This is a genomic window from Metabacillus sp. KH_069 (assembly GCF_057838075.1).
Window position 1 is genome coordinate 216,185 of record NZ_CM174460.1, and the last position, 21,470, is coordinate 237,654.

The following is a 21,470-nucleotide window of genomic DNA, read 5'->3' on the forward strand; positions in this document are numbered from 1 at the left end:
ACCACCTTTCTTTTCGTAAGGATCTTTCAGTGTGCATAAAAAAAGATCTCTTCTAAAATAAGAAGAGATCTTATATCCGGAATGGAAATAAGCTCTTCTCATTTTTCAAGCACAGGGCTTGCTGGAATTGGCACAGCACTCGGAAATCCGAGTCCGCTGCCGAGGCGTCACAGGGCCAGTCCCTCTGCCTCTCTTAATAAGAAGATATATGTGAGCTTTTAAAAAAGTCCTTTCCTACATTAAGGGGTTATTGTGTAAAAGTCAAATGGTAGATTTAACAAATATTTTTTCGAAATTGTTTGAATTTACCGTCATCAGTGGAATAAAATAAACTATATAGTCGGTTTTTAAGGAAGGCGGTGTAAAAGTGGCTCCAATCGTTTCAAATGAATACAAGGAAAAAAAGAAGCGCCATATCCTGGAAAGTGCCCTTAAGGCATTTGGCGAAAAAGGATTTCAGCTTGCAACAATAGACGATATTGTTGCTGAATCCGGGTTAAGCAAAGGGGCGATCTACAACTATTTTAAAAGCAAGGAAGAAATTTATCTTCAGCTGATGCAGATGCGGACAGAGGAGAATATCACCAAGCTGAAAAATACCTTTCAAGAGAGCGGAACTGCAAAAGAAAAACTTCACCAGTTTTTCAAAAACTACGCGGAAATTGAGCTGTCTCAAAAGTGGCAGAGAATGATCGGGGTTCACCTTGAATTCTGGATTCACTCAGGCAGGGACGAAGAGCTGAAGCGAGTCATGACAGACCGTTATGACAATGTCTATCAGGCCCTGCTCATTGAGATCATCGAAGAAGGCATCAGGCAGAATGAATTCAACAAAGACACTGATCCTTCGCTCGTATCTTCTATGGTGTGGGGAACTATAGATGGCATTTGCCTTCACTATTCAGTAATAGGCGGGAGTTACCCTTATGAAAAACAAATTCGCGCTTTAGAAGAAATGATCTTCTTGTACTTGGAAAAAGGGAGAGCTTAAGTTTTTAAAAGGATCATCCCAGACACTAAGAGGTTAGAAAGCTTACAGTCTACTGAGAAAAGGGGTACGTTATGATCACCATTAAAAGATTGTCTCAATGTACGCTTGAAGAAGCATTAACCGCATGGAATAAAGGCTTTGAGGGATATTATTTTGATATGACGCTGTCTCTTGAGAATTTTTTTAATCGAATGGTGCTTGAAAACCTTTCGCCGGCATTATCTGTAGTTGCTTTTCACGGCTCGAAGCCGGTTGGGCTTGTTTTGAATGGAATCAGAACCATTGATGGCAAAAAAATTGCATGGAACGGCGGAACCGGTGTTGCTCCTGAGTACCGAAGCAAAGGAGTAGGGGTCAAGCTGATGGAAGAGGTATTATCCCTTTACAAAAAAGAAAATGTAGACACAGCTACTCTTGAAGCCGTTTCTCATAATGATCGTGCGATTAAGCTTTATGAAAAAATGGGCTATAAGGTAGTAGACAGGATTGCACACCTCGGACATTCAGCTCCGCTTAAGCTCGAAAAATCAAAAGGCGGATTCCGTGTTCAGGTAAAAAAGCCGCGGGACGTACAGAATATCCCTTTCTATAACAAGCTGGCGCCATGGCAGGTGCAGTGGCAAAACATCAGAGATGGTGAGTCTATTCTTGCTGTAGACGAAAAAGGGGAAACCATCGGATTCGCCCTGTCAAAACGGAAATATGAGGACGACGGAACGCTATCTGGCATCCTTTTATTTCAATGTGAGGCACACCCTGAACATCAGGAGAAAGAAGCCCTTTTGCGCTCGCTGCTGCATGAAGCATTCGCATTCTCTAACACGGAAGAGATTCAAAGAACAGCTGTCAATCTATCTAAATCCAATCAGCTGGTCCATGAAATCTTAGAAAAAGAGGGATTCATCGAAAAAGCAGAGCAGGTGTTTATGATCAAAGAGATGTCTGCATAGAATCCATTCATTTACAAACCCTATGAAAAAGAAAGAAGGGATTGTAAAAATGAAAAGATGGCTGAACATCTTGCTGATTTTCTGTTTGGCAGGAAGCAGTATGACCGCGTTTTTAGTTCAAGCTCATGCAGAAACAAAAGTGCTTTCCTACGAAGAGTTCGGAAGAGTTGCGATGCGCAAGACCATGGAAAAATACCCAGGTGCCCAAATCACAGACTATCTGCATGTAGGAAAAAAAAGAAAAAGAGCAACTTCAATTGAAACGTTCAAGCTTACGCTGAAGGAAAAGAATAAAACGTTTCAACTATTTGTTTTCGTTGAATATAATGAGAAAACCAAAAAAGTGGTCAAGGTTACATTTGAAAAGGCAGGTTAAAATTAGGCGGTCCCTCTAGGGGATTGCCTTTTTTATTTGGAATTAGTCCATTTTCAGATTTTATATTGACAATGTTTTACAGTGTGATATATAGTTAATTACATAAGTAACTAACCAATTAACAAATGAACCGAAAGAGGGGTCATATGAATCCATTTTTAGATACCGACAGACCGATTTTTCAGCAAATAGCGGAGCAGATAGAAGATGACATCATCAACGGCATGGTTCAGGAAGGAGAGAGAGTTCCATCGACAAATGAGTTCGCGGCACATTATCAAATTAATCCGGCAACAGCAGCGAAGGGGATCAATCAGTTAGTGGAGAAAGGCATTCTTTTTAAGAAGAGAGGGATTGGGATGTTCGTAGCTGAAGGGGCAAAGGGGATATTAACCCTCAAGCGGAAAGAGCAATTTTACGAAGCCTTTATTTTGCCCTTGAAGATGGAAGCGGCAAAATTGAATATCAGTGTGAACGATCTAAAAGAAATGCTTGAAAAAGGGAGCGGTCATAATGAGGGTTAATATGAATGAATTAACAAAGGTTTATGGCAAGAAAAGCGCGCTTAACGGCATTACACTGGAACTTGAAGAAAATAAGATTTACGGCCTGCTGGGCCGGAATGGAGCCGGTAAAACGACATTGATGCAGATTCTTGCCGGTCAGATCCTGCCGACGGGTGGTTCGGTGTTAATAAATGATCAAAAACCTTATGAAAATCAAGAGATAACGGAGTCGATCTGTTTGATCAATGAAAGCGAAAATTTTAAAAAAGGATTAAAGATAAAAGATGTCCTGAAAATCGCACGCTGCTTTTACCCGAATTGGAGCCGGGAAACAGCTGAAAAACTGCTCGAGGATTTTTATCTTCATGGAAATATGAAAGTCAAAACATTATCAAAGGGAATGGAATCTGCACTGGGAATAACGGTTGGTCTTGCAAGCCGGGCGCCAATTACGATATTTGATGAGCCATATATTGGTCTGGATGCTGCAGCCAGAAGCAGATTTTACGATTTGCTATTGGAAGAGTACGAAGAATATCCGCGTACGTTTATATTATCTACTCATCTAATAGATGAAGTCAGCCGGCTGCTGGAAGAAGTGCTCATTGTATCTGAAGGCAGGCTGCTGATGCAGAAAAATGCAGATGAACTCAGAGAGGAATCGTTTTTGGTCAATGGATCTTCATCAGCAGTTGCGGAATTTGTAAAAAACAAAAACGTCATTTACCGCAAATCATTTGGAAGTATGGAACAGGCCGTCCTGTATGGTGAAAACCGCGTGGAGGCTAAAAAGGCAGGATTGCAGGTTGAACATGTGCCGGTTCAGGATTTAATGGTTTATTTAACAGCAAAACCGAAAGGGGGGGTTTCTGCATGATAAGACAATGCCGCGGCATCTTATTGTTTGAAGTATTGGATATTCGAAATTCTCTTACGATCTTCTGGGCCATTCTGATCAGCTGCATGGCTTTATCCTTTGGCATTCAGCTTACAACCGGAGGAAACCTGACAGTCTCAAGCGGGGCAGCGGTCTATATTTTCAGCGCAATCGCCGGGTTTATGACTGTAAAAGAAACATATCCCTTCAGCATCAAAAGGGGGGCTACAAGAAGAAATTACTATGTGGCCACGAGTCTCTTTCTCCTCATGCTCGCTATGTTTATGGCGGCTGCTCACACTCTATTAATCATGGTGCTTGAAGGAATGGGTTCCATGATGGTGAATGAGAATTTCAAGATTTATTACATGGCAAAATTTCTGGGGCATGAAAATCTGTATCTTGTCAATTTCTTTATTGACGGGGCTCTCAGCTTCTTCTTATTATCAGGCTTCTTTCTTCTCGGCAGTCTGTTTTACCGGTTTGGTTTATTAGGAGGATATGCTGCGATTGGATTGGGTGCTGTCCTTTTGTTCATTCCTGCTGTCCGCAATGAATTTATCAACACAGGTTTTGAGTTTTTAGGCGATCAGGCCCTTCAGCATTATGGCTATTTGATTGGAATCGGCGCGGTCTTTCTGGCAATAGGCTGGTTTGTTCTGATAAAAGCGGCCGCGAAGACAGTTTCCACGCGATAACTGACTTTAAAAGCAGGCTGATTATGGCTTGCTTTTTTATATGAAATTAAGAAAGTATAAAATTTTGCGCTTCGATGTCTAGCTCCATCGCCCAACTCCTCGGCCAGAACGGATCCGCCAGTAAAGGCAAAAAGCGCCTTTTCTGTCGGATCCTTATCTGTCTGTCGGAGCTAAACGGGCGCTTGCGCTTTTAAATATCACTTGATTTGCTTTTAATAGATTATAATGAGAGGAACAAGCATATATATTAAAAGGAGAAACGAAAAGGTGAACAAGAAAAAATGGATTTTGCTCAGTGTTTTAATTGTCGTGGCCATAATCCTTCTGCCGCTAAGCCTATCTCTTCTATTTGCATTAGTTACTGCCCTTATATTGGAAGGGGCTGTGCAGAGGCTGCAAAACCATTTGAAGTTTGGACGGGGTCTTGCCGTTTTTACCGCATTTACAGCCTATGCTGCAATGCTGGGGATGATTGGCTACTTTACAGTTAAAGTTGTCTTTGATCAATTTGTTGCATTTGCATCAAGTCTCCCGGAAATTATTGAAGAGGTTTATGCGAGCATTATCCAGCCTACTTTGACGAAATGGGAACAAGTGCAGGAAACCATTCCAAGAGGGGTTGTCCAATCGCTGGAAGAATCGTTTACAGCGGGACTTAAGTCGTTTGAAGAAGGGGTGAATGGATTTTTAAACAGTTTGATCGATTTTATTGCCTTTCTGCCCGGTTTTATGTTTGAAATCCTGATCTATCTCATTGCTTTATATTTATTCAGCCTTGAGCTTCCCCGCTTAAAAAGGATGATTGCAGACAGTTTAACAATGAAAACAAAGGAGAAACTTGTTCTTGTTTTGGAAGAATTAAATAAAGCAGGGATTGGTTTTGTCAAAGCCCAGATTTTTTTAAGCGCCCTGACGTTTGTGATGGCGTTTGCGGGGCTATCTATCCTTTCAGTTCCTTACACGGTGGTTTTGTCTCTCCTGATTGTCATTGTGGATATTCTGCCGATTCTAGGAACAGGATCCTTCCTCGTTCCATGGGCGATCTACGCATTTTTTCAAAATGACCAAGCTTTATCGATTGGATTGGTGATTCTCTTTTTAGTCATCACGGTGGTCAGAAGGGTCATTGAACCTAAAATCTTTTCAAGCAGCATGGGCATTACGCCTTTAGCGGCTCTGATCAGCCTCTTCATAGGATTTAAACTCCTTGGATTTATCGGATTATTCGCAGGACCTGCCCTTGTCATTGTTTTTGACACGCTTAGAAAAGCACGTATGATTCGAACGGACTTTAAGTTCTGACCCGTGTTTTGATGATCGGTCAGTGCTGTTTTCTTTTTAGAAAATACAAAGCAGAGGAGCAATTATGAAGGAATTCATTTATTCACTTTTAGAGATTCTGGCTGATTTAGGCTATTACGGGATTGCTCTGGGATTAATGATTGAGGTGATTCCGAGTGAAATTGTTCTGGGGTATGGAGGCTATTTAATTTCTCTTGGACAAATTGAATTTGCAGGAGCGGTTGTTGCGGGAGTGATTGGAGGAACGCTTGCTCAAGTTTTCCTTTATTGGATGGGGTATTATGGCGGAAGACCCTTTCTTGAAAAGTTCGGGAAGTTTTTATTTATTAATAAACATCATCTGGATCTTTCAGAAGCCTGGTTTGAAAAGTATGGTGCCGGAGTGATTTTTACAGCAAGATTCATTCCGGTTGTAAGACATGCCATCTCCATTCCAGCAGGAATCGGGAAGATGCCGTTATGGAGGTTTACTGTTTATACAGTGGCTGCCATGATTCCATGGACGATTTTCTTTTTATATTTGGGGATTCAGCTGGGCACGAATTGGACAGAGATTAAATATGCTGCTGAACCTTATATTATCCCAATGGTCATTATTATGGCGCTTGCGGGGATCGGCTACTATATTGTAAAGCGCAATGATCCGCGCACAAAGAGGATTTAAGGGTTAAACAAACGTTTGATTAAATCGACAGCAAGAGGAAGCTCAAGCTTTTCGTCCAAAGCAAATCCGGCAAAAAAGTCAAACCCAGACTTATCTGTGATGCCTGAGTTAAACGGACGATTCCTCATTTCCAATGTATGAGCCACTGGATTAAGGCTATAAATAATAACATCATTCTACTGGGGAGGCGGGTTTTATGTTCAGCAGCTACAGCAGGCTTGCAACGGAAGTTTATGATATCGATAAGCCGGTCGGCCATTCTTTTGGAGACGTTGAATATTACAGGGAGCGTCTAAGGGAAGTAAAAGGACGTATTTTAGAGCCGGGAACCGGTTCAGGAAGAATCTATATTCCTCTGCTTCAGGATGGACTGAACATAGAAGGGATTGATCAATCGCCGGAAATGCTTGAGTCATGCAAAAAGCGCTGCGAGGAAAGGGGACTGTCTCCTGTCCTTCATGAAATGGATATGAGTGAGATGAAACTGCACCGGACATACGAGGCCATCATCATTCCGGCAGGAACGTTTTTGCTGATTGAAGACAGAAAGAAATCGATACTTGCCCTGAAGAATTTTTATGATCATCTGGCTGCAGGCGGCCGTCTGATTCTTGATCTTTATTTGCAGCCTGGTACAGCCTTGAATGAAGTCATAACAAAAACGTGGGTTACACCTGAACAAAACGTGATTACAATGGAATCAAAGCGGGTGGAAGTGGATTTCCTTGAGCAGTATTCGGTAAGCTATTTAAAATATGAAAAGTGGCAGGACGGAAAGCTGATTGACACTGAACTGCAGAGATTTGCGATGAGATGGTACGGTGTACGTGAATTTAAACTGGTTTTAGAGCGGCTTGGATTTACAGACATTGTGATTTCAGCTGATTATACATATGGAAAAGCACCGGTTCATGCTGAGCAGACCATTACATTTGAAGCAAGAAAACCAGATGGGTCTGTCAGGTAAGTCCCTAAAATAAAGCAGGCAGGAAAAAACTTCTGTTTTCCCTGCCTGCTTTTCTGTATACATAATTAGTGGTGTCAGTTCCAGCGGTGATGCAAATTTTGATTGGGCTAGCCCTTAAACTTATCCGAGCTTTTCTTGAAGGAATTCCGTCACTTGCTCTGGTGATTTTGCATTAGCACTGTGAAGGTGTCCAAGCTTTTCTCCGTTTTTGAAGATCAGGATGCTTGGGATGCCCATTACTTGATAGGTTTCTGCAAGTTCAGGGAACTCATCTTTATTGATTTCGTACCACTCATATTTAGAATAAGTCTCAATGATTTCATCAATGAACATATTCATTCTCGTACAGTCAGGGCACCAGTCTGCGAAAAATTTGATTAGCACCTCTTGATCTTGGGTAATTAACTCTTGAAACTGTTCTTTAGATGTAATTTGCTTCATGATCATGCCTCCTTGCTTTTATTTTAATACATAATTGAGATTTTGCATTCACCAATTGCTTATGCAGGTCCAAATAAACTTTTAAGCGGACGCAAAAAGGTGTGCCGCTCGAATGTTATAAAGAATTGCATGATGGGCTATAACAATTTGATTTGAAAATGATAATATAGAAGAGATGAACTTTCTTTAGGGGGATATCCACATGAAAATTAAAGTAGGATTATTATACGGCGGCAAGTCAGCAGAGCATCAGGTTTCTTTGCAGACAGCACTTGCTGTTATAAAAGCGTTAGATACAAACAAATTTGATATACATCCAATCTATATTTCAGATAAAGGCGAATGGATCCGGGGAGCGAAATTGCAGGAGCCTGTTGAAAACGTTGCTGCTCTTCAGTTTAAAGACGGAGGCACAGCTGTTTCGCCGGTTGCTTTGAATCAGGATCTCTTTCCTTCAAAGTCGGACAATGAGCATGAGCAAATCGATGTCGTGTTCCCGCTTCTGCATGGACCAAACGGTGAAGACGGAACGGTTCAGGGAATGCTTGAACTTCTGAATCTTCCTTATGTAGGGAATGGCGTTCTTGCTTCTGCAGCCGGGATGGATAAAGTAATCATGAAAAACTTGTTTGCGCAGGCAGGACTTGAGCAGGCTAAATACGTTTCATTCATCAAGAACGACTGGAAGAAAGCTCCGGAAAAAGCATACGAAACAGTTGAACAGGAGCTTGGCTACCCTTGCTTTGTTAAACCTGCAAACCTTGGATCAAGTGTCGGCATCAGCAAATGCAAAGACCGTGAATCCCTTGTAAAAGCTTTTGATGAAGCATTCAATTATGACCGCAAAATAATTATTGAAGAAGGCATCATCGGCCGTGAAATCGAAATCGGCGTCATTGGAAACGATGAACCAAGCTGCTCAGTAGTCGGAGAGGTTGCACCTAAAAAAGAATTTTACGACTACAATTCGAAATACGTTGATGGGGATACAGATATGATGATCCCGGCACAAGTTACAGAAGAAGAATATGCTCTGATCAAAGATTTAGCAATTAAATCATTTAAGGCCATTGACGGATCAGGTCTTGTGCGTGCAGATTTCTTTTTAACAGAAGACGGAAGAGCATTGATCAATGAAGTAAACACAATGCCTGGATTTACGCCTTACAGCATGTTTCCGCTGCTTTGGAAGCATGCAGGTGTCGAATACCCTGAGCTTATCGAAAAATTAGTTGAGCTTGCGCTTGAGCGCCACGAAGGAAAACAGCAAATTAAACATACGTTTTAAGAAAGCATGGAAACACTATTCTTAGGAATAGTGTTTCTTGGTCTACATATTGATGAATTAACATGGATTTGAAAGGAGCAAAACAAATGATACGACGTTCGTTAGTGGATATTCAAACGATGGCAGGCGGATCAGGATTATCTGCTGAAAAAGAAAAAGAATTCATTCATGGTATTACAACGGATTCGAGGAAGATTGAAGCGGGAACTCTGTTTATTCCAATTGTCGGCGAAAATTTTGACGGGCATGAATTTGCCGGGAAAGCACTTGAGGAAGGTGCAGCTGCAACTTTATGGGACCGCTCAAAACCTAATCCCCCTGCAGGCGCCGTTATTTTAGTTGAAGATACGTTAAAGGCATTGCAGAAATTGGCAAGCAGCTATTTAGAACAGCTTCAGCTTAAGGTAATCGGCGTAACGGGAAGCAATGGGAAAACAACGACTAAAGATATGGTGGCGTCTCTGCTTTCAACGACGTACAAAGTACATAAAACCAAAGGGAATTTTAACAATCATATTGGGCTGCCGCTTACGATTCTGAGTATGACTGAAGACGTAGAAGTAGCGGTACTCGAGATGGGCATGAGCAACAGGGGAGAAATTGAGCTCTTATCAAACCTTGCTAAGCCCGATGCAGCAATCATCACAAATATCGGCGAGTCCCATTTAATGAATTTGGGTTCTAGAGAAGGCATTGCAAAAGCGAAGCTTGAAATCGTCAGCGGACTTAAGCCTGACGGCGTGCTTATTTATGACGGGGAGGAGCCTTTGCTGACTGAACGGGTTCAATCTTATTCGTTTAAAACAATTTCTTTTGGCGGGTCAGAACGGAATGCCTATTCTCCTTCAGAGATTCAGCAAACAGAAAACGGCACTTTCTTTAAACTCACCGGGCGGGAAGAGAAGTTATTTTTGCCTGTGCTTGGAAAACATAATGTGAATAATGCGCTTGCTTCCATCGCTACGGCAGAATTCTTGGGTGTAACACAAGAGAAGATCAGTGAAGGATTAAAAGCGATCCAAATGACGGGCATGCGTCTTGAATTAACAAAAACAAAAGAGAATCTTGCTGTAATCAATGATGCATACAATGCAAGCCCGACTTCAATGAAAGCTGCCATCAGACTTGCCTGTGATATGCAGGGATACAATCAGAAAATTTTAGTTCTTGGAGACATCCTAGAACTTGGCGATGAGATGCAGGTGAAGTTTCATCAAGAGGTTGGAGAATCAATCGACTCAAAAGAGATTGATTATCTCTTCACGTTCGGAAAACTGGGTGCGGAAATTGCTGCAGGAGCACAAAAGAAAATGGATTCATCCCTCATTCACGTTTATCAGGATAAACAACAGCTTGTTAACCATTTAAAACAGACGGCAAAATCCGGAGATCTTGTATTAGTAAAAGCTTCACGAGGCATGAAGCTGGAAGAAGTCGTCAATGCGCTTGTATAAGAAGGAAATAGCATGAACGAAGCACTTGTAAAAAAGCTTAAAATTTTGCCGCATAAAAAAATTCTGGTGCTGAATGCACCAGAAGATTATTTTAAAGACCTATCAGCATTGCCTGAGGGCGTATCGCTCCATACTGCACCTGAGGGAAAATACGATTTTGTGCATTTATTTGTCAGCAGCGTAACAGAGCTTGCTGAAATGGGACCCTCTGCAGTTCATGCCGCCGGATACGATGGTATGCTATGGGTTTCATATCCTAAAAAATCTTCAAAAATAAAAACGGATATTAATCGCGATCAAGGCTGGGAAGTACTTCTAAATGAAGGGCTTGTCGGGGTTACACAGATTGCCATTGACGAAACATGGTCAGCCTTAAGGTTCAGGCCAAGAGAAGCAATCAAAAAGTTAACCCGGAAGAAAGAAATAGGAGTTAAACAGGAAGCATCTAATAAAGCGGACTCCTCAAACAAGGAGTTAATCATTCCTGAAAAACTTGAAAGAAAATTAGAACAAAATGCGGAAGCGGCTGCCTTTTTTAAGGGGCTTGCACCTTCACACAAACGGTCTTATGTAGAATGGATCACCAGTGCTAAACGTCCGGAAACCTATGATAAAAGGCTGGATCAAACGATAGAAAAACTGCTGCAGAGTAAAAAGGGCCCTTATGTACATTAAAAAATAAATGGTGCAATCACTAAAACAACTAATCCAATACCCACTGAATATGGTGTTAATTCACTCAATACTTCTACTGCGCTATCTTTTAAGACTGTCATTATGAACGCTCCTTTTTGTTTTGAAATATAGTAACCCAGGGTACTTTTTATATACCCAGGGTTTTTTTATTTAAAACTACAACTGGCGCAGTTTAAAAAAATGACATTTGGGAGAGAGCGACATGAAAGGATGCCTATGTATTCACGGATTTACTGGTGCCCCGTATGAAGTGGAACCTCTTGTCCGCCATTTGAAGGAGGAGACAGACTGGGTGCTTAAAGTGCCCACTCTTCCAGGGCACGGAGAAACCCCGAGTCTGAGAGGGATTGGGTTTAATCAGTGGATTGCCCATGCTGAAAATGAATTAAGGGATCTATTAGATGAATGCACGGAAGTCTATATCATAGGATTTTCAATGGGGGGATTAATTGCTGCGTATCTTGCATCAAGGTATCCGGTAGCAAAACTGGTCCTGCTAAGCGCGGCTGCTTATTACCTTAATCCCCGGCAGATGCTTGTTGATGTAAAAGATCTCATTGCAGATGCCATTCGGGGAAATGGAGCAAACAATGAAATTTATATAAGATACAGAAAAAAAGTGCTGGAAACGCCGATCGCAGCGACTCTCGAATTCAGGAAATTAGTCAGGTACATTCGCCCAATATTGGATAAAATAACTATACCGGTCCTCATCGTTCAAGGTGAATGTGATGGAATTGTTCCTGTAAAAAGTGCGAGATATATTTATGAGAGAATCGCTTCAGAGCAGAAGGAGCTTTGTTTTCTCCCCTGTTCGAAGCATCTCATTTGCCATGGGGAGGATTTCCCAATGCTTGTTGAAGTTATAGAATCCTTCCTGATGACACAAAATAAAATGAGTGTAAAATGAACCACATCTCTAAGGCTTGTTGTAAAAGGATAAAAAAAGTGGTATGATTAAAGTTAAGTGTTTACGGGCTTTTATAAAGCTAACGTTTTGCCCGATGGGGCGTTTTTTGATTCACCATACATGAAAGTCTGTGAAAGCTATAGAGATTAAAAGGAGTAGAACAAATTGACAATTACGTTTCAAGAACTAGGTATCAGCCCATTATTAATGGAAGCTATTAATAAAATGGGGTTTGAAGAAGCTACACCTATCCAAGCACAAACCATTCCACTGGGGCTTCAGAATAAAGATGTGATCGGCCAAGCACAAACTGGAACTGGTAAAACAGCTGCATTCGGTATTCCGCTTATTGAGAAAATTGATGTTAAACAAGATAAGATTCAAGGAATCATCATTGCACCGACTCGCGAACTTGCGATTCAAGTATCTGAAGAGCTTTACAAAATCGGTTCAGCTAAACGCGTTCGCGTTCTTCCGATTTACGGAGGACAGGATATAAACCGCCAAATTCGCTCATTGAAGAAATTTCCTCACATTATCGTTGGTACTCCGGGCCGTCTAATCGACCATATCAACCGTAAAACATTGAAATTATCTGACGTTCAAACAGTTGTAATGGATGAAGCAGATGAAATGCTTAACATGGGATTCATTGAAGACATTGAAAATATTCTTTCAAATGTTCCTTCAGAGCATCAAACATTGCTTTTCTCAGCTACAATGCCTGATCCAATCAGACGCATCGCTGAAAAATTCATGACAAACCCTGAGCTTGTTAAAGTAAAAGCAAAGGAAATGACTGTTTCAAACATTCAGCAGTTCTTCATTGAAGTACAGGAAAAGAAGAAGTTTGATGTATTAACACGTCTTCTTGACATTCAATCACCTGAGCTTGCGATCGTTTTCGGACGCACAAAGCGCAGAGTAGATGAACTTTCTGAAGCTTTAATGCTAAGAGGATATGCAGCTGAGGGAATTCATGGCGACTTAACTCAAGCTAAACGTATGTCTGCTCTTCGCAAATTTAAAGAAGGCGCAATTGAAGTGCTTGTAGCTACTGACGTTGCTGCGCGCGGACTTGACATTTCTGGTGTAACTCATGTTTACAACTTTGATGTTCCTCAAGACCCTGAAAGCTACGTTCACCGTATCGGCCGTACTGGCCGTGCAGGCAAAACTGGTGCTGCGATGACATTCGTAACACCAAGAGAACAAGATATGCTTAAAATCATTGAGCGTACGACTAAACGCAAAATGGACCGCATGAAAGCACCGACTCTTGATGAGGCGCTTGAAGGTCAGCAATCTGTTTCAATCGATAAAATCCGTCAGACAATTACTGATGATAACTTGTCATTCTATAAGCGTACGGCTGAAGCATTGCTTGAAGAATTCGACCAAGTATCAGTACTTGCTGCTGCAATTAAATTAATGACAAAAGAACCGAACCAAACTCCGGTTAACTTAACGGATGAGGCTCCTATGTATGCGAAAAGAGGCGGAAAACGTTCTTCTTCTTCTTCAAGCAACCGCAACAGAAGAGACGGCCAGCGCCCGCATTCTAAGAGCAACAACAAACGTTCTTATGGACAACAAGGCGGCAAGCCGAACAGAGACAACAAAAGACGTTACTCAAACTCATCTTCATCTAACTAATAGATGATGATGCAAAACACACCGTCATGTGCGGTGTGTTTTTTTGTGCTTTTTGGCCGATTAACTCTTGTTTAGCGCACATCCGATGGAGCGTTATCCTCTCTATGTGCTGTTAACTCCGGTTTAGCGCACATCCTGTGGAGCGGTCTCTTTAGTTTGTGCTGTTAACTCCGGTTTAGCGCACATCCTGTGGAGCGGTCTCTTCAGTTTGTGCTGTTAACTCCGGTTTAGCGCACATCCTGTGGAGCGGTCTCTTCAGTTTGTGCTGTTAACTCCGGTTTAGCGCACATCCTGTGGAGCGGTCTCTTCAGTTTGTGCTGTTAACTCCGGTTTAGCGCACATCCTGTGGAGCGGTCTCTTCAGTTTGTGCTGTTAACTCTTGTTTAGCGCATTTCGGGTGGAGCAGGCTCCTCAGTTTGTGCTGTTAACTCAGGTTTAGAGCATACTGCTAAAGCTGCCGCACTTATTTTCCTGCATACCGGGCAACCTATAGGTATCTTAGAAAAGAAGGTGACATTTATGACAATCGTCCGTTTAGGTTATGTTGCAATGAGTGTAAATCTAAAAAATTGTTCTCCTTCCCAAACGATGACATACGCACAATTTCAGCGTTTAAAAGACCGCGAAGCTGCCATAGAGAAGTTAAAACGAATTTCAGCGTCAAATCTGGAAAATTGCCTTCGCATTATCAAACACAATGTCGGACACGATGTTCATTTCTTCCGTTTTAGTTCAAAATTAATTCCCCTGGCGAATCATCCGGAGATAAATGATTTTAACTATTTGCGTGCGCTTAGAGAACCTCTGCGGGAGCTTGGCGAGTGGATTTCGAAATCAAAAATGAGAGTGGATTTTCATCCGGACCATTTTGTCCTGCTGAATTCGCCAAAGCCTGAAATCCTGAATACATCACTAAGGACATTAAGCATGCATGAAGCTCTGCTGAGAGGGATGAATGTGCCTCACGAACATAGATGTGTTATTCATGTAGGAGGTGCATACAACGATAAGGATAAAGCCCTCGAACAATTCATTCACAATTGGGGGTTTGTACCCGTTAAGATCCAGAATATGCTGATGTTAGAGAATGATGATACAACCTTTACTCTTCAAGATGCCCTTTACCTATGCGAGAAATTGGCTATACCTCTGGTTTTTGATTATCATCACCACTTGGCCAATCATGAAAAAGATTCGAATTGGGCAGAACACTGGGAGCGTGTTGCTGCAAGCTGGCAGCACTCCTCCCTTCCCGTGAAAATGCATATATCGAGCCCGCGAAGTGAAAAGGACTTTAATGCTCACGCTGATTTTGTGGATCCGGAGCTTTTCATGGCCTTCCTTTCAGAAATAAAAGGAAGTGTTCCGCAAATTGACTGTATGATTGAAGCAAAACAAAAAGATGATGCTCTTTTTCAATTAATGGAGCAGATGTGCTTGTTTCCGGATGTTGAGAAAATAGACGGAGCATCGTTTTTGCTGAAGTAGTGTTCAAGCAAGGTTCAATTCTTTATAATGTAAATGGAATGATTTTCTAAAAGGTGAAACAAATGAGCCGTTCATCCGTATATAAAGAGAGAGCTGCTAGTTCGGGGGGAACAGAGATGAGAGAAGCACCTAAGTATCAAATCAGTCAAAAAGCACTAAAGGTATGGAAGCTTTCAGCACTTATCCAATCATTGATTTTTTTGGCTGTATCCGGAGGAATTGCGTTTGCTGTTTATTACTTTGAGTGGCCAATATGGATTGCCGTTGCCGTCCTCGGAACATGGCTGACCTTTTCCGTCATATTTATTTTTATTACTCCGAAAATACAGCACCGCACTTGGCGGTATGAGGTACATGAAAATGAAATTGATATCCAGTCCGGCTTATTTGTGGTGAAAAGAGTGCTTGTTCCAATGGTCAGAGTGCAGAATGTTAATACAAAACAGGGGCCATTGCTCAGGAAAAATGACCTTGCAACTGTAACAATACATACAGCAGCAACCATTCATGAGATTCCTGCACTTGATGTAATTGAAGCCGATCAGCTGCGTGACTTTATATCGAAGCTTGCGAGGGTGACCGAAGATGATGTCTGAGCCAAAAAGACTGCATCCCGCTTCCGCTATATTAACCTTTATCAAACAATTGAAAGATGGGATCTTTCCTGTCATTGTTCTTTTCTTCGTTAATGATTATAAGATCTATTTCTTTATTGGACTTGCGGTGATTCTGATTGCAATGATCATCTACAGTATCATCAGCTGGATGAAATATACATACCGCATTGAAGACAATGAACTGCGGATTGAATTCGGTTTATTTATAAAAAAGAAAAGATATATTCCGATTGAAAGAATCCAATCAATTAATGAAAGTGCCGGAATCATTCAGCAGATATTCGGACTTGTGAAGCTCCAGCTTGAAACAGCCGGAGGAGGCGCAGAGGCTGAAGCTGTTCTTACAGCTGTTACAAAAGAAGAAGCCCGCAGGATTCATTCCGTTTTAGCGGAAAGAAAAAAGGAACTGGATCATGATGAGATCATTGAGACAGTAAAAGAAGAAGAAACCTATTTAACCTATAGAATTGGTGCAAAAGAACTGATGGTTGCTGCATCAACATCGAGCGGTATCGGAGTTGTTCTGTCTGCTGCATTTGCTTTCTTCTCACAATTTGACGAGCTTATCCCGTTTGATGACATTATCGATCGTTTTTCTTTTCTTTCAAACGCAAGCATTACCGTTTACGCGATTCTTGTTTTCATTGCATTTTTCATTGCTTGGATTCTTAGCATAATCGGCGTTTGTCTGAAGTTTGCCAACTTTACAGTGGTAAAGAAAGAAAAGGATCTGGTCATCTCGCGAGGTTTGTTTGAAAAGCACCAGCTGACGATTCCGCTTGAGAGAATCCAGGCTATGAAAATCAGCGAAAACTTGATTCGCCAGCCGCTCGGCTATGCAACTGTGCACATTGTCAGTGCAGGGGGAAGCGCTAAAGATGAAAATGTTTCTGCCGTCCTTTTTCCGCTGATTAAAAAAACGAAAATTCAGCAGATCCTAACGGAATTTACACCTGACTTTTCTTTAGCAGATCAATTAAGCCCGCTTCCAAAGAGAGCGAGAAGAGGATATGTTCTCGTCTATACCATTCCTTTCATAGTGATCTCATGCATTCTGAGCTACTTCTTTCAGCCGTGGGGTTACCTTGCACTGCTGACAGTTCCTGCAGGACTTCTGATTGGTCTCGCGTCATTTAAAGATGCAGGATGGGCCATCCATGCTGAGCAACTTACGCTTTCATCAAGAAATCTGGTGAAGTCCACATTTGTTGTGAAGCGAAAAAGAATTCAGGTCATTGAAGCCAGGCAATCTTTTTTTCAGCGCCGTTTGGACCTTGCATCCATTCAATCCTCGACAACATCAGGTCTCGGAGGCACGCATTTTATGGTAAAAGGCCTGGACGCAGATGATGCCGGAGAAGTGTTTGAATGGTATTCTTATGAAAATCATACGAAAAAAGACGCGATCCTTTGAGGATGGGCGTCTTTTTTTGATGTTATCTTTTTTGTCAGAGCTAACCGGACGGCTACGCTTTTCGCATTGTCCAGCTCCGCCTCCTAACTCCTCGGCCAGAACGGATCTGCCAGCAAAGGCAAAAAGCGCCTTTGCTGGCAGATCCTTATCTGTCTGTCGGAGCTAACCAGTCGGCAACGCTTTTCATTGTCCAGCTCCGCCGCCCAACTCCTCGGCCAGAACGGCTCCGTCTGTAAAGGCAAAAAGCGCCTTTTCAGCCGGATCCTTATCTGTCTGTCGGAGCTAAACGGGCGGCTACGCTTTTCTGCTAAGAAACAAAGGCGCAAGCAGCGCACCTGCGACGGCACCGAAAATATGGGCAATGATATTGATGTTAGTATTGATGAATGTCATGACAATTCCAATGGCTAAAATGGTAATAATAAGCTGAGAGTTTGAAGAATCGATCAGATCTTTTCTGAATACGACAATGTAAAGGTAGATGCCGAATAAGCCGAAGATGGCGCCTGAAGCTCCGACGTGAGTATACGTTAAATCTTCTATGATGAAGTAGGTTGCCAGATTTGCGGCGATGCCTGTTGCCAAATAGGCAGCAATAAAGCGGATTTTTCCAAGCATCCGTTCTAATGCTGGCGCGAACAGGATGATGGATACACTGTTAAAAAGTATATGAGCGAAGTTTGCATGAAGGAAAATAGGGGAAATCAAGCGCCACCATTCTCCGTTTGCGACACCGGCATTGTATCCTACTAAAGAGGCGAAAAAGTATGTTATTGTAGGAACTGGAAGTAAAAACAAGAGCCAGAGTAAGACTTGAATACAGACAATGACGGTTACAGCAGGATATAGACGGATAAACGTTCTGAAATCTTCTGATCTTGTAAACATAGAGAGTGTCTCCTTATTCTAACGACTTAGTTGTTTCTATATTAACACGGTTATGAGACATGAGAGCATATTAGTACATACTGAACAAAAAGAGGGTGTCCGCATGATTAAAGGGATTGGTCTTGATTTAGCAGAACTTGAACGGATTGAACGTTTAATAAAGAGACAGCCGAAATTCATTGACAGGATTCTTACAGAGAGAGAAAAAGATAAATATCAATCGCATGCACCCCGGAGGAAAATCGAATATGCCGCCGGAAGATTTGCGGCGAAAGAGGCGTTTTCAAAAGCGGCGGGAACCGGAATCGGAAAAGAATTGAGTTTTAAGGATATTGAAATTCTGAATGATGGAAACGGGAAACCGGCTGTAACAATGCCTGATTTACCGGGTTTTATCATTCACATATCAATCACGCACACAAAGGATTATGCGGCTGCTCAAGTAATTATTGAAAGCTCGTCAAGCTAGTCTGCATATTCATATCTTTTGTCTCATATATTTGTACAGCGGTAGGAGAGACAAGTCGTTTGAGGAGGTCGTGCTTCCTTTTGCATGATTCCTTCAGGGGAGAGTTTCTTCCTTTTTACGTCATATGAGACAAAGGGGTTGAAAAGGTGAAAAAGCACTTTTTATTACTGGCCATTGGATTGCTCGCTGTATTAATGCTTGCCGGATGCGGAGAGAAATCCAAGACGGATGTTGTGGAAAACCTGGATAAAAAGGTTGAGGAGTTATCGGGGTACAAAGCGAAAGCGCAAATGACCCTTCAAACAGGCAGTGAGCCTCAAATTTACGAGGTGGAAATCTGGCATAAGCAGCCTTCATTCTACAGAGTAAACTTGAAGAATGCTGAAAAAGATCAGAGCCAGATGATTCTCCGCAATAATGAGGGCGTGTTTGTCCTGACGCCGGCCCTTAAGAAAAGTTTCCGTTTCCAAAGCGAATGGCCGCAAAACAGCAGTCAGGCTTATCTTTTCGAATCACTGGTAAAAGACATTAAGAGCGATGCAGATTCGATTTTCAAATCAACAAAAGATGCTTACGTTTTCGAGACAAAAACAAATTACCAAAACAGCCAGATGCTTCCTCTCCAAGAGATCACGTTCAATAAAAAGGACATGAAGCCTTCTGTTGTCAAAGTAATGGACACAGACCGCAATCCATTAGTTGTGGTGGAGTTTTCGGACTTTGATTTTGATGCGAAATTCGATAAAAACTCATTTGATATGCAAAAGAATATGTCATTTGCAAGCGTAGATGTTGAAACATCTGCATCTGTTAACTCAGAACCGTTTGCTGTGAAGTATCCTCTCGAGCAGATTGAAGGTGTGAAGCTGACTGAAGAAAAAGAGATGAAAACAGAAAATGGGAAGCGGGTCGTGCAAACGTATGATGGTGAAAAATCCTACACCTTCATTCAGGAAAAAGCAGTCGCTGCCACTGTTGCAACCTCCTCTTTTGTAAGCGGCGAACCGGTTGACCTCGGTGTAGCTGTAGGAGCTTTAACAGAACAATCTTTAACTTGGACCTTCGACGGGGTAGAGTACATGATTGCATCGAAAGATCTATCTCAGGAAGAGATGATCCGGGTAGCTCAATCTGTACAGGGTCAGGCAATTAAGTAAGCAAACTTGGATGGCATTTGTGCCATCCAAGTTTTTTATGCTTTCTGCGAGCGTGATAGTAAGAACTCATGTCCGGAAAGTCAAACCGGATGTGCAGAGAGTTAGAGGTCTCCAGCGGAGAGTGTGACGTCATTTTTGAAAAGTAAAACTGATTTGCAAACTCCAAGTACAGCTAGAATAATGATATGACAGCTTGGCCATTCATTTTTTTTAGTCCACACTTAATCCTTTTCATCACAGAATTTACCTCAGAACTAATTTCTCCGTATTCCATCTTCAAATCCCATCAGTTTGGAACCGATTTCATTTGACAAAAGAACGCAATACCATTGATAATCAGCAATAGAAAAGACAATCATGAGGAAGTGTAGGACATGGGAAATTCTTTTTACCGCGATACTTGGGCTGAAATTGATTTAGATGCGATATACAGCAATGTGAAATCTATGAAAAACCATATAGGCGAAACCACGCAGCTGATTGCGGTTGTGAAGGCCAATGCTTATGGCCATGGAGACACAGAGGTGGCAATGGCGGCTCTTGAAGCAGGCGCGAGCATGCTGGCAGTAGCTTTCTTAGATGAAGCACTCGTTTTACGTGAGGCAGGGTTTGAAGCGCCGATCCTTGTGATGGGTGCATCCCGGCCGGAAGATGTGCAAATCGCTGTTGATCAGGACATTATTTTAACAGCTCCTTCTTTTGAATGGCTGACGGAAGCTGAAAAGTATGTTCACAAGGGAACTTTATCTGTCCATCTGAAAATTGATACAGGAATGGGCCGTCTCGGTGTCCGGTCAGAGGAAGAGATTCAGCAGGCGTTTAAATTTGCAGAAGGAAATCCGAGTGTGGAAATAGAAGGTATCTTTACGCATTTTGCAACAGCAGATGAGCTGGATACAGCTTATTTCAACAAGCAGTACGCTGCGTTCAAGTCAATGGCGCAGGTGGCTGCTCAATATGACGGTGTGATGATTCACTGCGGCAACAGTGCGACGGGACTTCGTTTTCCTGAAAAATTAGTTCACGCTGTGAGACTGGGAATCTCAATGTACGGTCTTAGTCCTTCAATGGAAATAAAACCTGAACTGCCTTATGAGCTGAAAGAAGCGTTTTCCCTTCATTCAAAGCTTGTCCATGTGAAAAAAATCAGCAAAGGAGAAAAAGTAAGCTACGGAGCTACTTATACTGCTGAAGAAGATGAATGGATCGGGACGATTCCGATTGGATATGCAGATGGGTGGGTGCGCCGTTTGAGAGAATCGGATGTTCTGATTGACGGCGAAAGGATGCCAATTGTTGGAAGGGTATGCATGGATCAATGCATGATTAAGCTTTCCTCCTATAAAGAAATCGGGACAAAGGTAACGTTAATCGGCAGGCAAAAAGATGAGTGGATTTCTGTGGATGAAGTGGCAGAAAGACTTGAAACCATCAACTATGAAGTGCCTTGTACAATAACTTTGCGCGTTCCCCGTATGTTTTTGAAAAATAAGAGTATAATTGAAGTGAGAAACTCTCTTTTTTGCGGCATGAAAAAGGTGACGGATTGCCCGGAATAGAAGAAGGCATGAATAAAGATGCTTTTGCAAAGCCGATAATAGTGTTGAATTATTAGAAAATAACTTTGCTTCTTGCATTGATAGTGTTATTATTGTATGTGG

Annotated in this window: 23 protein-coding genes and 1 riboswitch; of the genes, 20 read left to right on the plus strand and 3 right to left on the minus strand. The window is 42.0% G+C overall.

Annotated features, from left to right (window positions below):
* Positions 1-95: 95 nt before the first annotated feature.
* A riboswitch (SAM riboswitch) is annotated at positions 96-203 on the minus strand.
* Between the two features lie 164 nt (positions 204-367).
* The 8 genes from AC3ISE_RS01215 to uptA all read left to right on the plus strand — a co-directional run bounded on the left by AC3ISE_RS01215 (position 368) and on the right by uptA (position 6,364).
* Complete coding sequence (locus AC3ISE_RS01215; RefSeq protein ID WP_489222739.1) at positions 368-991, plus strand: TetR/AcrR family transcriptional regulator; 624 nt, start codon at positions 368-370, stop codon at positions 989-991.
* A gap of 71 nt (positions 992-1,062) precedes the next feature.
* Positions 1,063-1,941: a GNAT family N-acetyltransferase gene (locus AC3ISE_RS01220; protein WP_489222740.1), complete on the plus strand. Its 879-nt coding sequence runs from the start codon at positions 1,063-1,065 to the stop codon at positions 1,939-1,941.
* A 49-nt stretch (positions 1,942-1,990) separates the two neighbouring features.
* The gene (locus AC3ISE_RS01225; protein WP_489222741.1) at positions 1,991-2,317 is read left to right on the plus strand and encodes a DUF3889 domain-containing protein; all 327 of its coding nucleotides are present in this window, start codon (positions 1,991-1,993) and stop codon (positions 2,315-2,317) included.
* A gap of 146 nt (positions 2,318-2,463) precedes the next feature.
* Positions 2,464-2,841, plus strand: coding sequence for a GntR family transcriptional regulator (locus AC3ISE_RS01230; protein ID WP_489222742.1), 378 nt, complete (start codon positions 2,464-2,466; stop codon positions 2,839-2,841).
* On the plus strand, positions 2,831-3,700 hold the full coding sequence (locus AC3ISE_RS01235; RefSeq protein WP_489222743.1) for an ABC transporter ATP-binding protein: 870 nt from the start codon (positions 2,831-2,833) through the stop codon (positions 3,698-3,700). Before AC3ISE_RS01230 ends, AC3ISE_RS01235 begins: the two co-directional genes overlap by 11 nt.
* Positions 3,697-4,398: a hypothetical protein gene (locus tag AC3ISE_RS01240; RefSeq protein WP_489222744.1), complete on the plus strand. Its 702-nt coding sequence runs from the start codon at positions 3,697-3,699 to the stop codon at positions 4,396-4,398. The genes AC3ISE_RS01235 and AC3ISE_RS01240 overlap by 4 nt, the downstream gene beginning before the upstream one ends.
* Before the next feature lie 267 nt (positions 4,399-4,665).
* Complete coding sequence (gene ytvI, locus AC3ISE_RS01245; protein WP_489222745.1) at positions 4,666-5,700, plus strand: sporulation integral membrane protein YtvI; 1,035 nt, start codon at positions 4,666-4,668, stop codon at positions 5,698-5,700.
* 64 nt (positions 5,701-5,764) lie between these two features.
* Positions 5,765-6,364, plus strand: coding sequence for an undecaprenyl phosphate transporter UptA (gene uptA / locus AC3ISE_RS01250; RefSeq protein ID WP_489222746.1), 600 nt, complete (start codon positions 5,765-5,767; stop codon positions 6,362-6,364).
* Here the strand turns inward: uptA and AC3ISE_RS01255 are convergent.
* Complete coding sequence (locus AC3ISE_RS01255; RefSeq protein WP_489222747.1) at positions 6,361-6,498, minus strand: hypothetical protein; 138 nt, start codon at positions 6,496-6,498, stop codon at positions 6,361-6,363. The two genes, uptA and AC3ISE_RS01255, sit on opposite strands and share 4 nt — an antisense overlap.
* A 62-nt stretch (positions 6,499-6,560) precedes the next feature.
* On the opposite strand from AC3ISE_RS01255, the gene AC3ISE_RS01260 reads away from it, so the two are divergent.
* Positions 6,561-7,331: a class I SAM-dependent methyltransferase gene (locus AC3ISE_RS01260; RefSeq protein ID WP_489222748.1), complete on the plus strand. Its 771-nt coding sequence runs from the start codon at positions 6,561-6,563 to the stop codon at positions 7,329-7,331.
* 120 nt (positions 7,332-7,451) lie between these two features.
* On the opposite strand, the gene AC3ISE_RS01265 is transcribed toward AC3ISE_RS01260, so the two are convergent.
* Complete coding sequence (locus AC3ISE_RS01265) at positions 7,452-7,772, minus strand: thioredoxin family protein (RefSeq protein ID WP_489222749.1); 321 nt, start codon at positions 7,770-7,772, stop codon at positions 7,452-7,454.
* A gap of 202 nt (positions 7,773-7,974) precedes the next feature.
* Here AC3ISE_RS01265 and AC3ISE_RS01270 point away from each other — a divergent pair, with 202 nt between their 5' ends.
* The 8 genes from AC3ISE_RS01270 to AC3ISE_RS01305 all read left to right on the plus strand — a co-directional run bounded on the left by AC3ISE_RS01270 (position 7,975) and on the right by AC3ISE_RS01305 (position 17,295).
* Entirely contained in the window at positions 7,975-9,060 is a 1,086-nt protein-coding gene (locus AC3ISE_RS01270) for a D-alanine--D-alanine ligase (RefSeq protein WP_489222750.1), read from the plus strand.
* A gap of 86 nt (positions 9,061-9,146) precedes the next feature.
* Entirely contained in the window at positions 9,147-10,514 is a 1,368-nt protein-coding gene (locus tag AC3ISE_RS01275) for a UDP-N-acetylmuramoyl-tripeptide--D-alanyl-D-alanine ligase (protein WP_489222751.1), read from the plus strand.
* A 12-nt stretch (positions 10,515-10,526) separates the two neighbouring features.
* Positions 10,527-11,189 carry a YdeI/OmpD-associated family protein gene (locus AC3ISE_RS01280; RefSeq protein ID WP_489222752.1) on the plus strand — a complete coding sequence of 221 codons (663 nt, stop codon included), beginning with the start codon at positions 10,527-10,529 and terminating at the stop codon, positions 11,187-11,189.
* 223 nt (positions 11,190-11,412) lie between these two features.
* Positions 11,413-12,120 carry an alpha/beta hydrolase gene (locus AC3ISE_RS01285; RefSeq protein WP_489222753.1) on the plus strand — a complete coding sequence of 236 codons (708 nt, stop codon included), beginning with the start codon at positions 11,413-11,415 and terminating at the stop codon, positions 12,118-12,120.
* 165 nt (positions 12,121-12,285) lie between these two features.
* Positions 12,286-13,776: a degradosome RNA helicase CshA gene (cshA, locus tag AC3ISE_RS01290; RefSeq protein WP_489222754.1), complete on the plus strand. Its 1,491-nt coding sequence runs from the start codon at positions 12,286-12,288 to the stop codon at positions 13,774-13,776.
* A gap of 519 nt (positions 13,777-14,295) precedes the next feature.
* Complete coding sequence (uvsE, locus tag AC3ISE_RS01295; protein ID WP_489222755.1) at positions 14,296-15,264, plus strand: UV DNA damage repair endonuclease UvsE; 969 nt, start codon at positions 14,296-14,298, stop codon at positions 15,262-15,264.
* Positions 15,265-15,380: 116 nt separating this feature from the next.
* Positions 15,381-15,860, plus strand: a complete 480-nt coding sequence (locus tag AC3ISE_RS01300; RefSeq protein ID WP_489222756.1) for a PH domain-containing protein — start codon at positions 15,381-15,383, stop codon at positions 15,858-15,860.
* On the plus strand, positions 15,850-17,295 hold the full coding sequence (locus tag AC3ISE_RS01305) for a PH domain-containing protein (protein WP_489222757.1): 1,446 nt from the start codon (positions 15,850-15,852) through the stop codon (positions 17,293-17,295). The genes AC3ISE_RS01300 and AC3ISE_RS01305 overlap by 11 nt, the downstream gene beginning before the upstream one ends.
* A 294-nt stretch (positions 17,296-17,589) precedes the next feature.
* On the opposite strand, the gene AC3ISE_RS01310 is transcribed toward AC3ISE_RS01305, so the two are convergent.
* Complete coding sequence (locus AC3ISE_RS01310) at positions 17,590-18,183, minus strand: rhomboid family intramembrane serine protease (RefSeq protein ID WP_489222758.1); 594 nt, start codon at positions 18,181-18,183, stop codon at positions 17,590-17,592.
* A 103-nt stretch (positions 18,184-18,286) separates the two neighbouring features.
* Here AC3ISE_RS01310 and acpS point away from each other — a divergent pair, with 103 nt between their 5' ends.
* The 3 genes from acpS (at position 18,287) to alr (ending at position 21,368) form a co-directional block, all read left to right on the plus strand.
* Complete coding sequence (gene acpS / locus AC3ISE_RS01315) at positions 18,287-18,652, plus strand: holo-ACP synthase (protein WP_489222759.1); 366 nt, start codon at positions 18,287-18,289, stop codon at positions 18,650-18,652.
* A 146-nt stretch (positions 18,653-18,798) separates the two neighbouring features.
* Entirely contained in the window at positions 18,799-19,809 is a 1,011-nt protein-coding gene (locus AC3ISE_RS01320; RefSeq protein ID WP_489222760.1) for a LolA family protein, read from the plus strand.
* 374 nt (positions 19,810-20,183) lie between these two features.
* A complete protein-coding gene (alr, locus tag AC3ISE_RS01325; protein ID WP_489222761.1) occupies positions 20,184-21,368 on the plus strand; it encodes an alanine racemase in 1,185 nt (394 codons plus the stop codon).
* The last annotated feature ends 102 nt before the right edge of the window (positions 21,369-21,470 follow it).

Coding starts and splice junctions, on each gene's coding strand:
- uvsE (WP_489222755.1), top strand. CDS start 14,296: ATGACAATCGTCCGTTTAGGTTATGTTGCAATGAGTGTAAATCTAAAA.
- acpS (WP_489222759.1), top strand. CDS start 18,287: ATGATTAAAGGGATTGGTCTTGATTTAGCAGAACTTGAACGGATTGAA.
- AC3ISE_RS01240 (WP_489222744.1), top strand. CDS start 3,697: ATGATAAGACAATGCCGCGGCATCTTATTGTTTGAAGTATTGGATATT.
- AC3ISE_RS01300 (WP_489222756.1), top strand. CDS start 15,381: ATGAGAGAAGCACCTAAGTATCAAATCAGTCAAAAAGCACTAAAGGTA.
- AC3ISE_RS01310 (WP_489222758.1), bottom strand. CDS start 18,183: ATGTTTACAAGATCAGAAGATTTCAGAACGTTTATCCGTCTATATCCT.
- AC3ISE_RS01285 (WP_489222753.1), top strand. CDS start 11,413: ATGAAAGGATGCCTATGTATTCACGGATTTACTGGTGCCCCGTATGAA.
- uptA (WP_489222746.1), top strand. CDS start 5,765: ATGAAGGAATTCATTTATTCACTTTTAGAGATTCTGGCTGATTTAGGC.
- AC3ISE_RS01225 (WP_489222741.1), top strand. CDS start 1,991: ATGAAAAGATGGCTGAACATCTTGCTGATTTTCTGTTTGGCAGGAAGC.
- AC3ISE_RS01275 (WP_489222751.1), top strand. CDS start 9,147: ATGATACGACGTTCGTTAGTGGATATTCAAACGATGGCAGGCGGATCA.
- AC3ISE_RS01270 (WP_489222750.1), top strand. CDS start 7,975: ATGAAAATTAAAGTAGGATTATTATACGGCGGCAAGTCAGCAGAGCAT.
- AC3ISE_RS01260 (WP_489222748.1), top strand. CDS start 6,561: ATGTTCAGCAGCTACAGCAGGCTTGCAACGGAAGTTTATGATATCGAT.
- AC3ISE_RS01265 (WP_489222749.1), bottom strand. CDS start 7,772: ATGAAGCAAATTACATCTAAAGAACAGTTTCAAGAGTTAATTACCCAA.
- AC3ISE_RS01235 (WP_489222743.1), top strand. CDS start 2,831: ATGAGGGTTAATATGAATGAATTAACAAAGGTTTATGGCAAGAAAAGC.
- alr (WP_489222761.1), top strand. CDS start 20,184: ATGGGAAATTCTTTTTACCGCGATACTTGGGCTGAAATTGATTTAGAT.
- AC3ISE_RS01280 (WP_489222752.1), top strand. CDS start 10,527: ATGAACGAAGCACTTGTAAAAAAGCTTAAAATTTTGCCGCATAAAAAA.
- AC3ISE_RS01230 (WP_489222742.1), top strand. CDS start 2,464: ATGAATCCATTTTTAGATACCGACAGACCGATTTTTCAGCAAATAGCG.
- AC3ISE_RS01220 (WP_489222740.1), top strand. CDS start 1,063: ATGATCACCATTAAAAGATTGTCTCAATGTACGCTTGAAGAAGCATTA.
- AC3ISE_RS01305 (WP_489222757.1), top strand. CDS start 15,850: ATGATGTCTGAGCCAAAAAGACTGCATCCCGCTTCCGCTATATTAACC.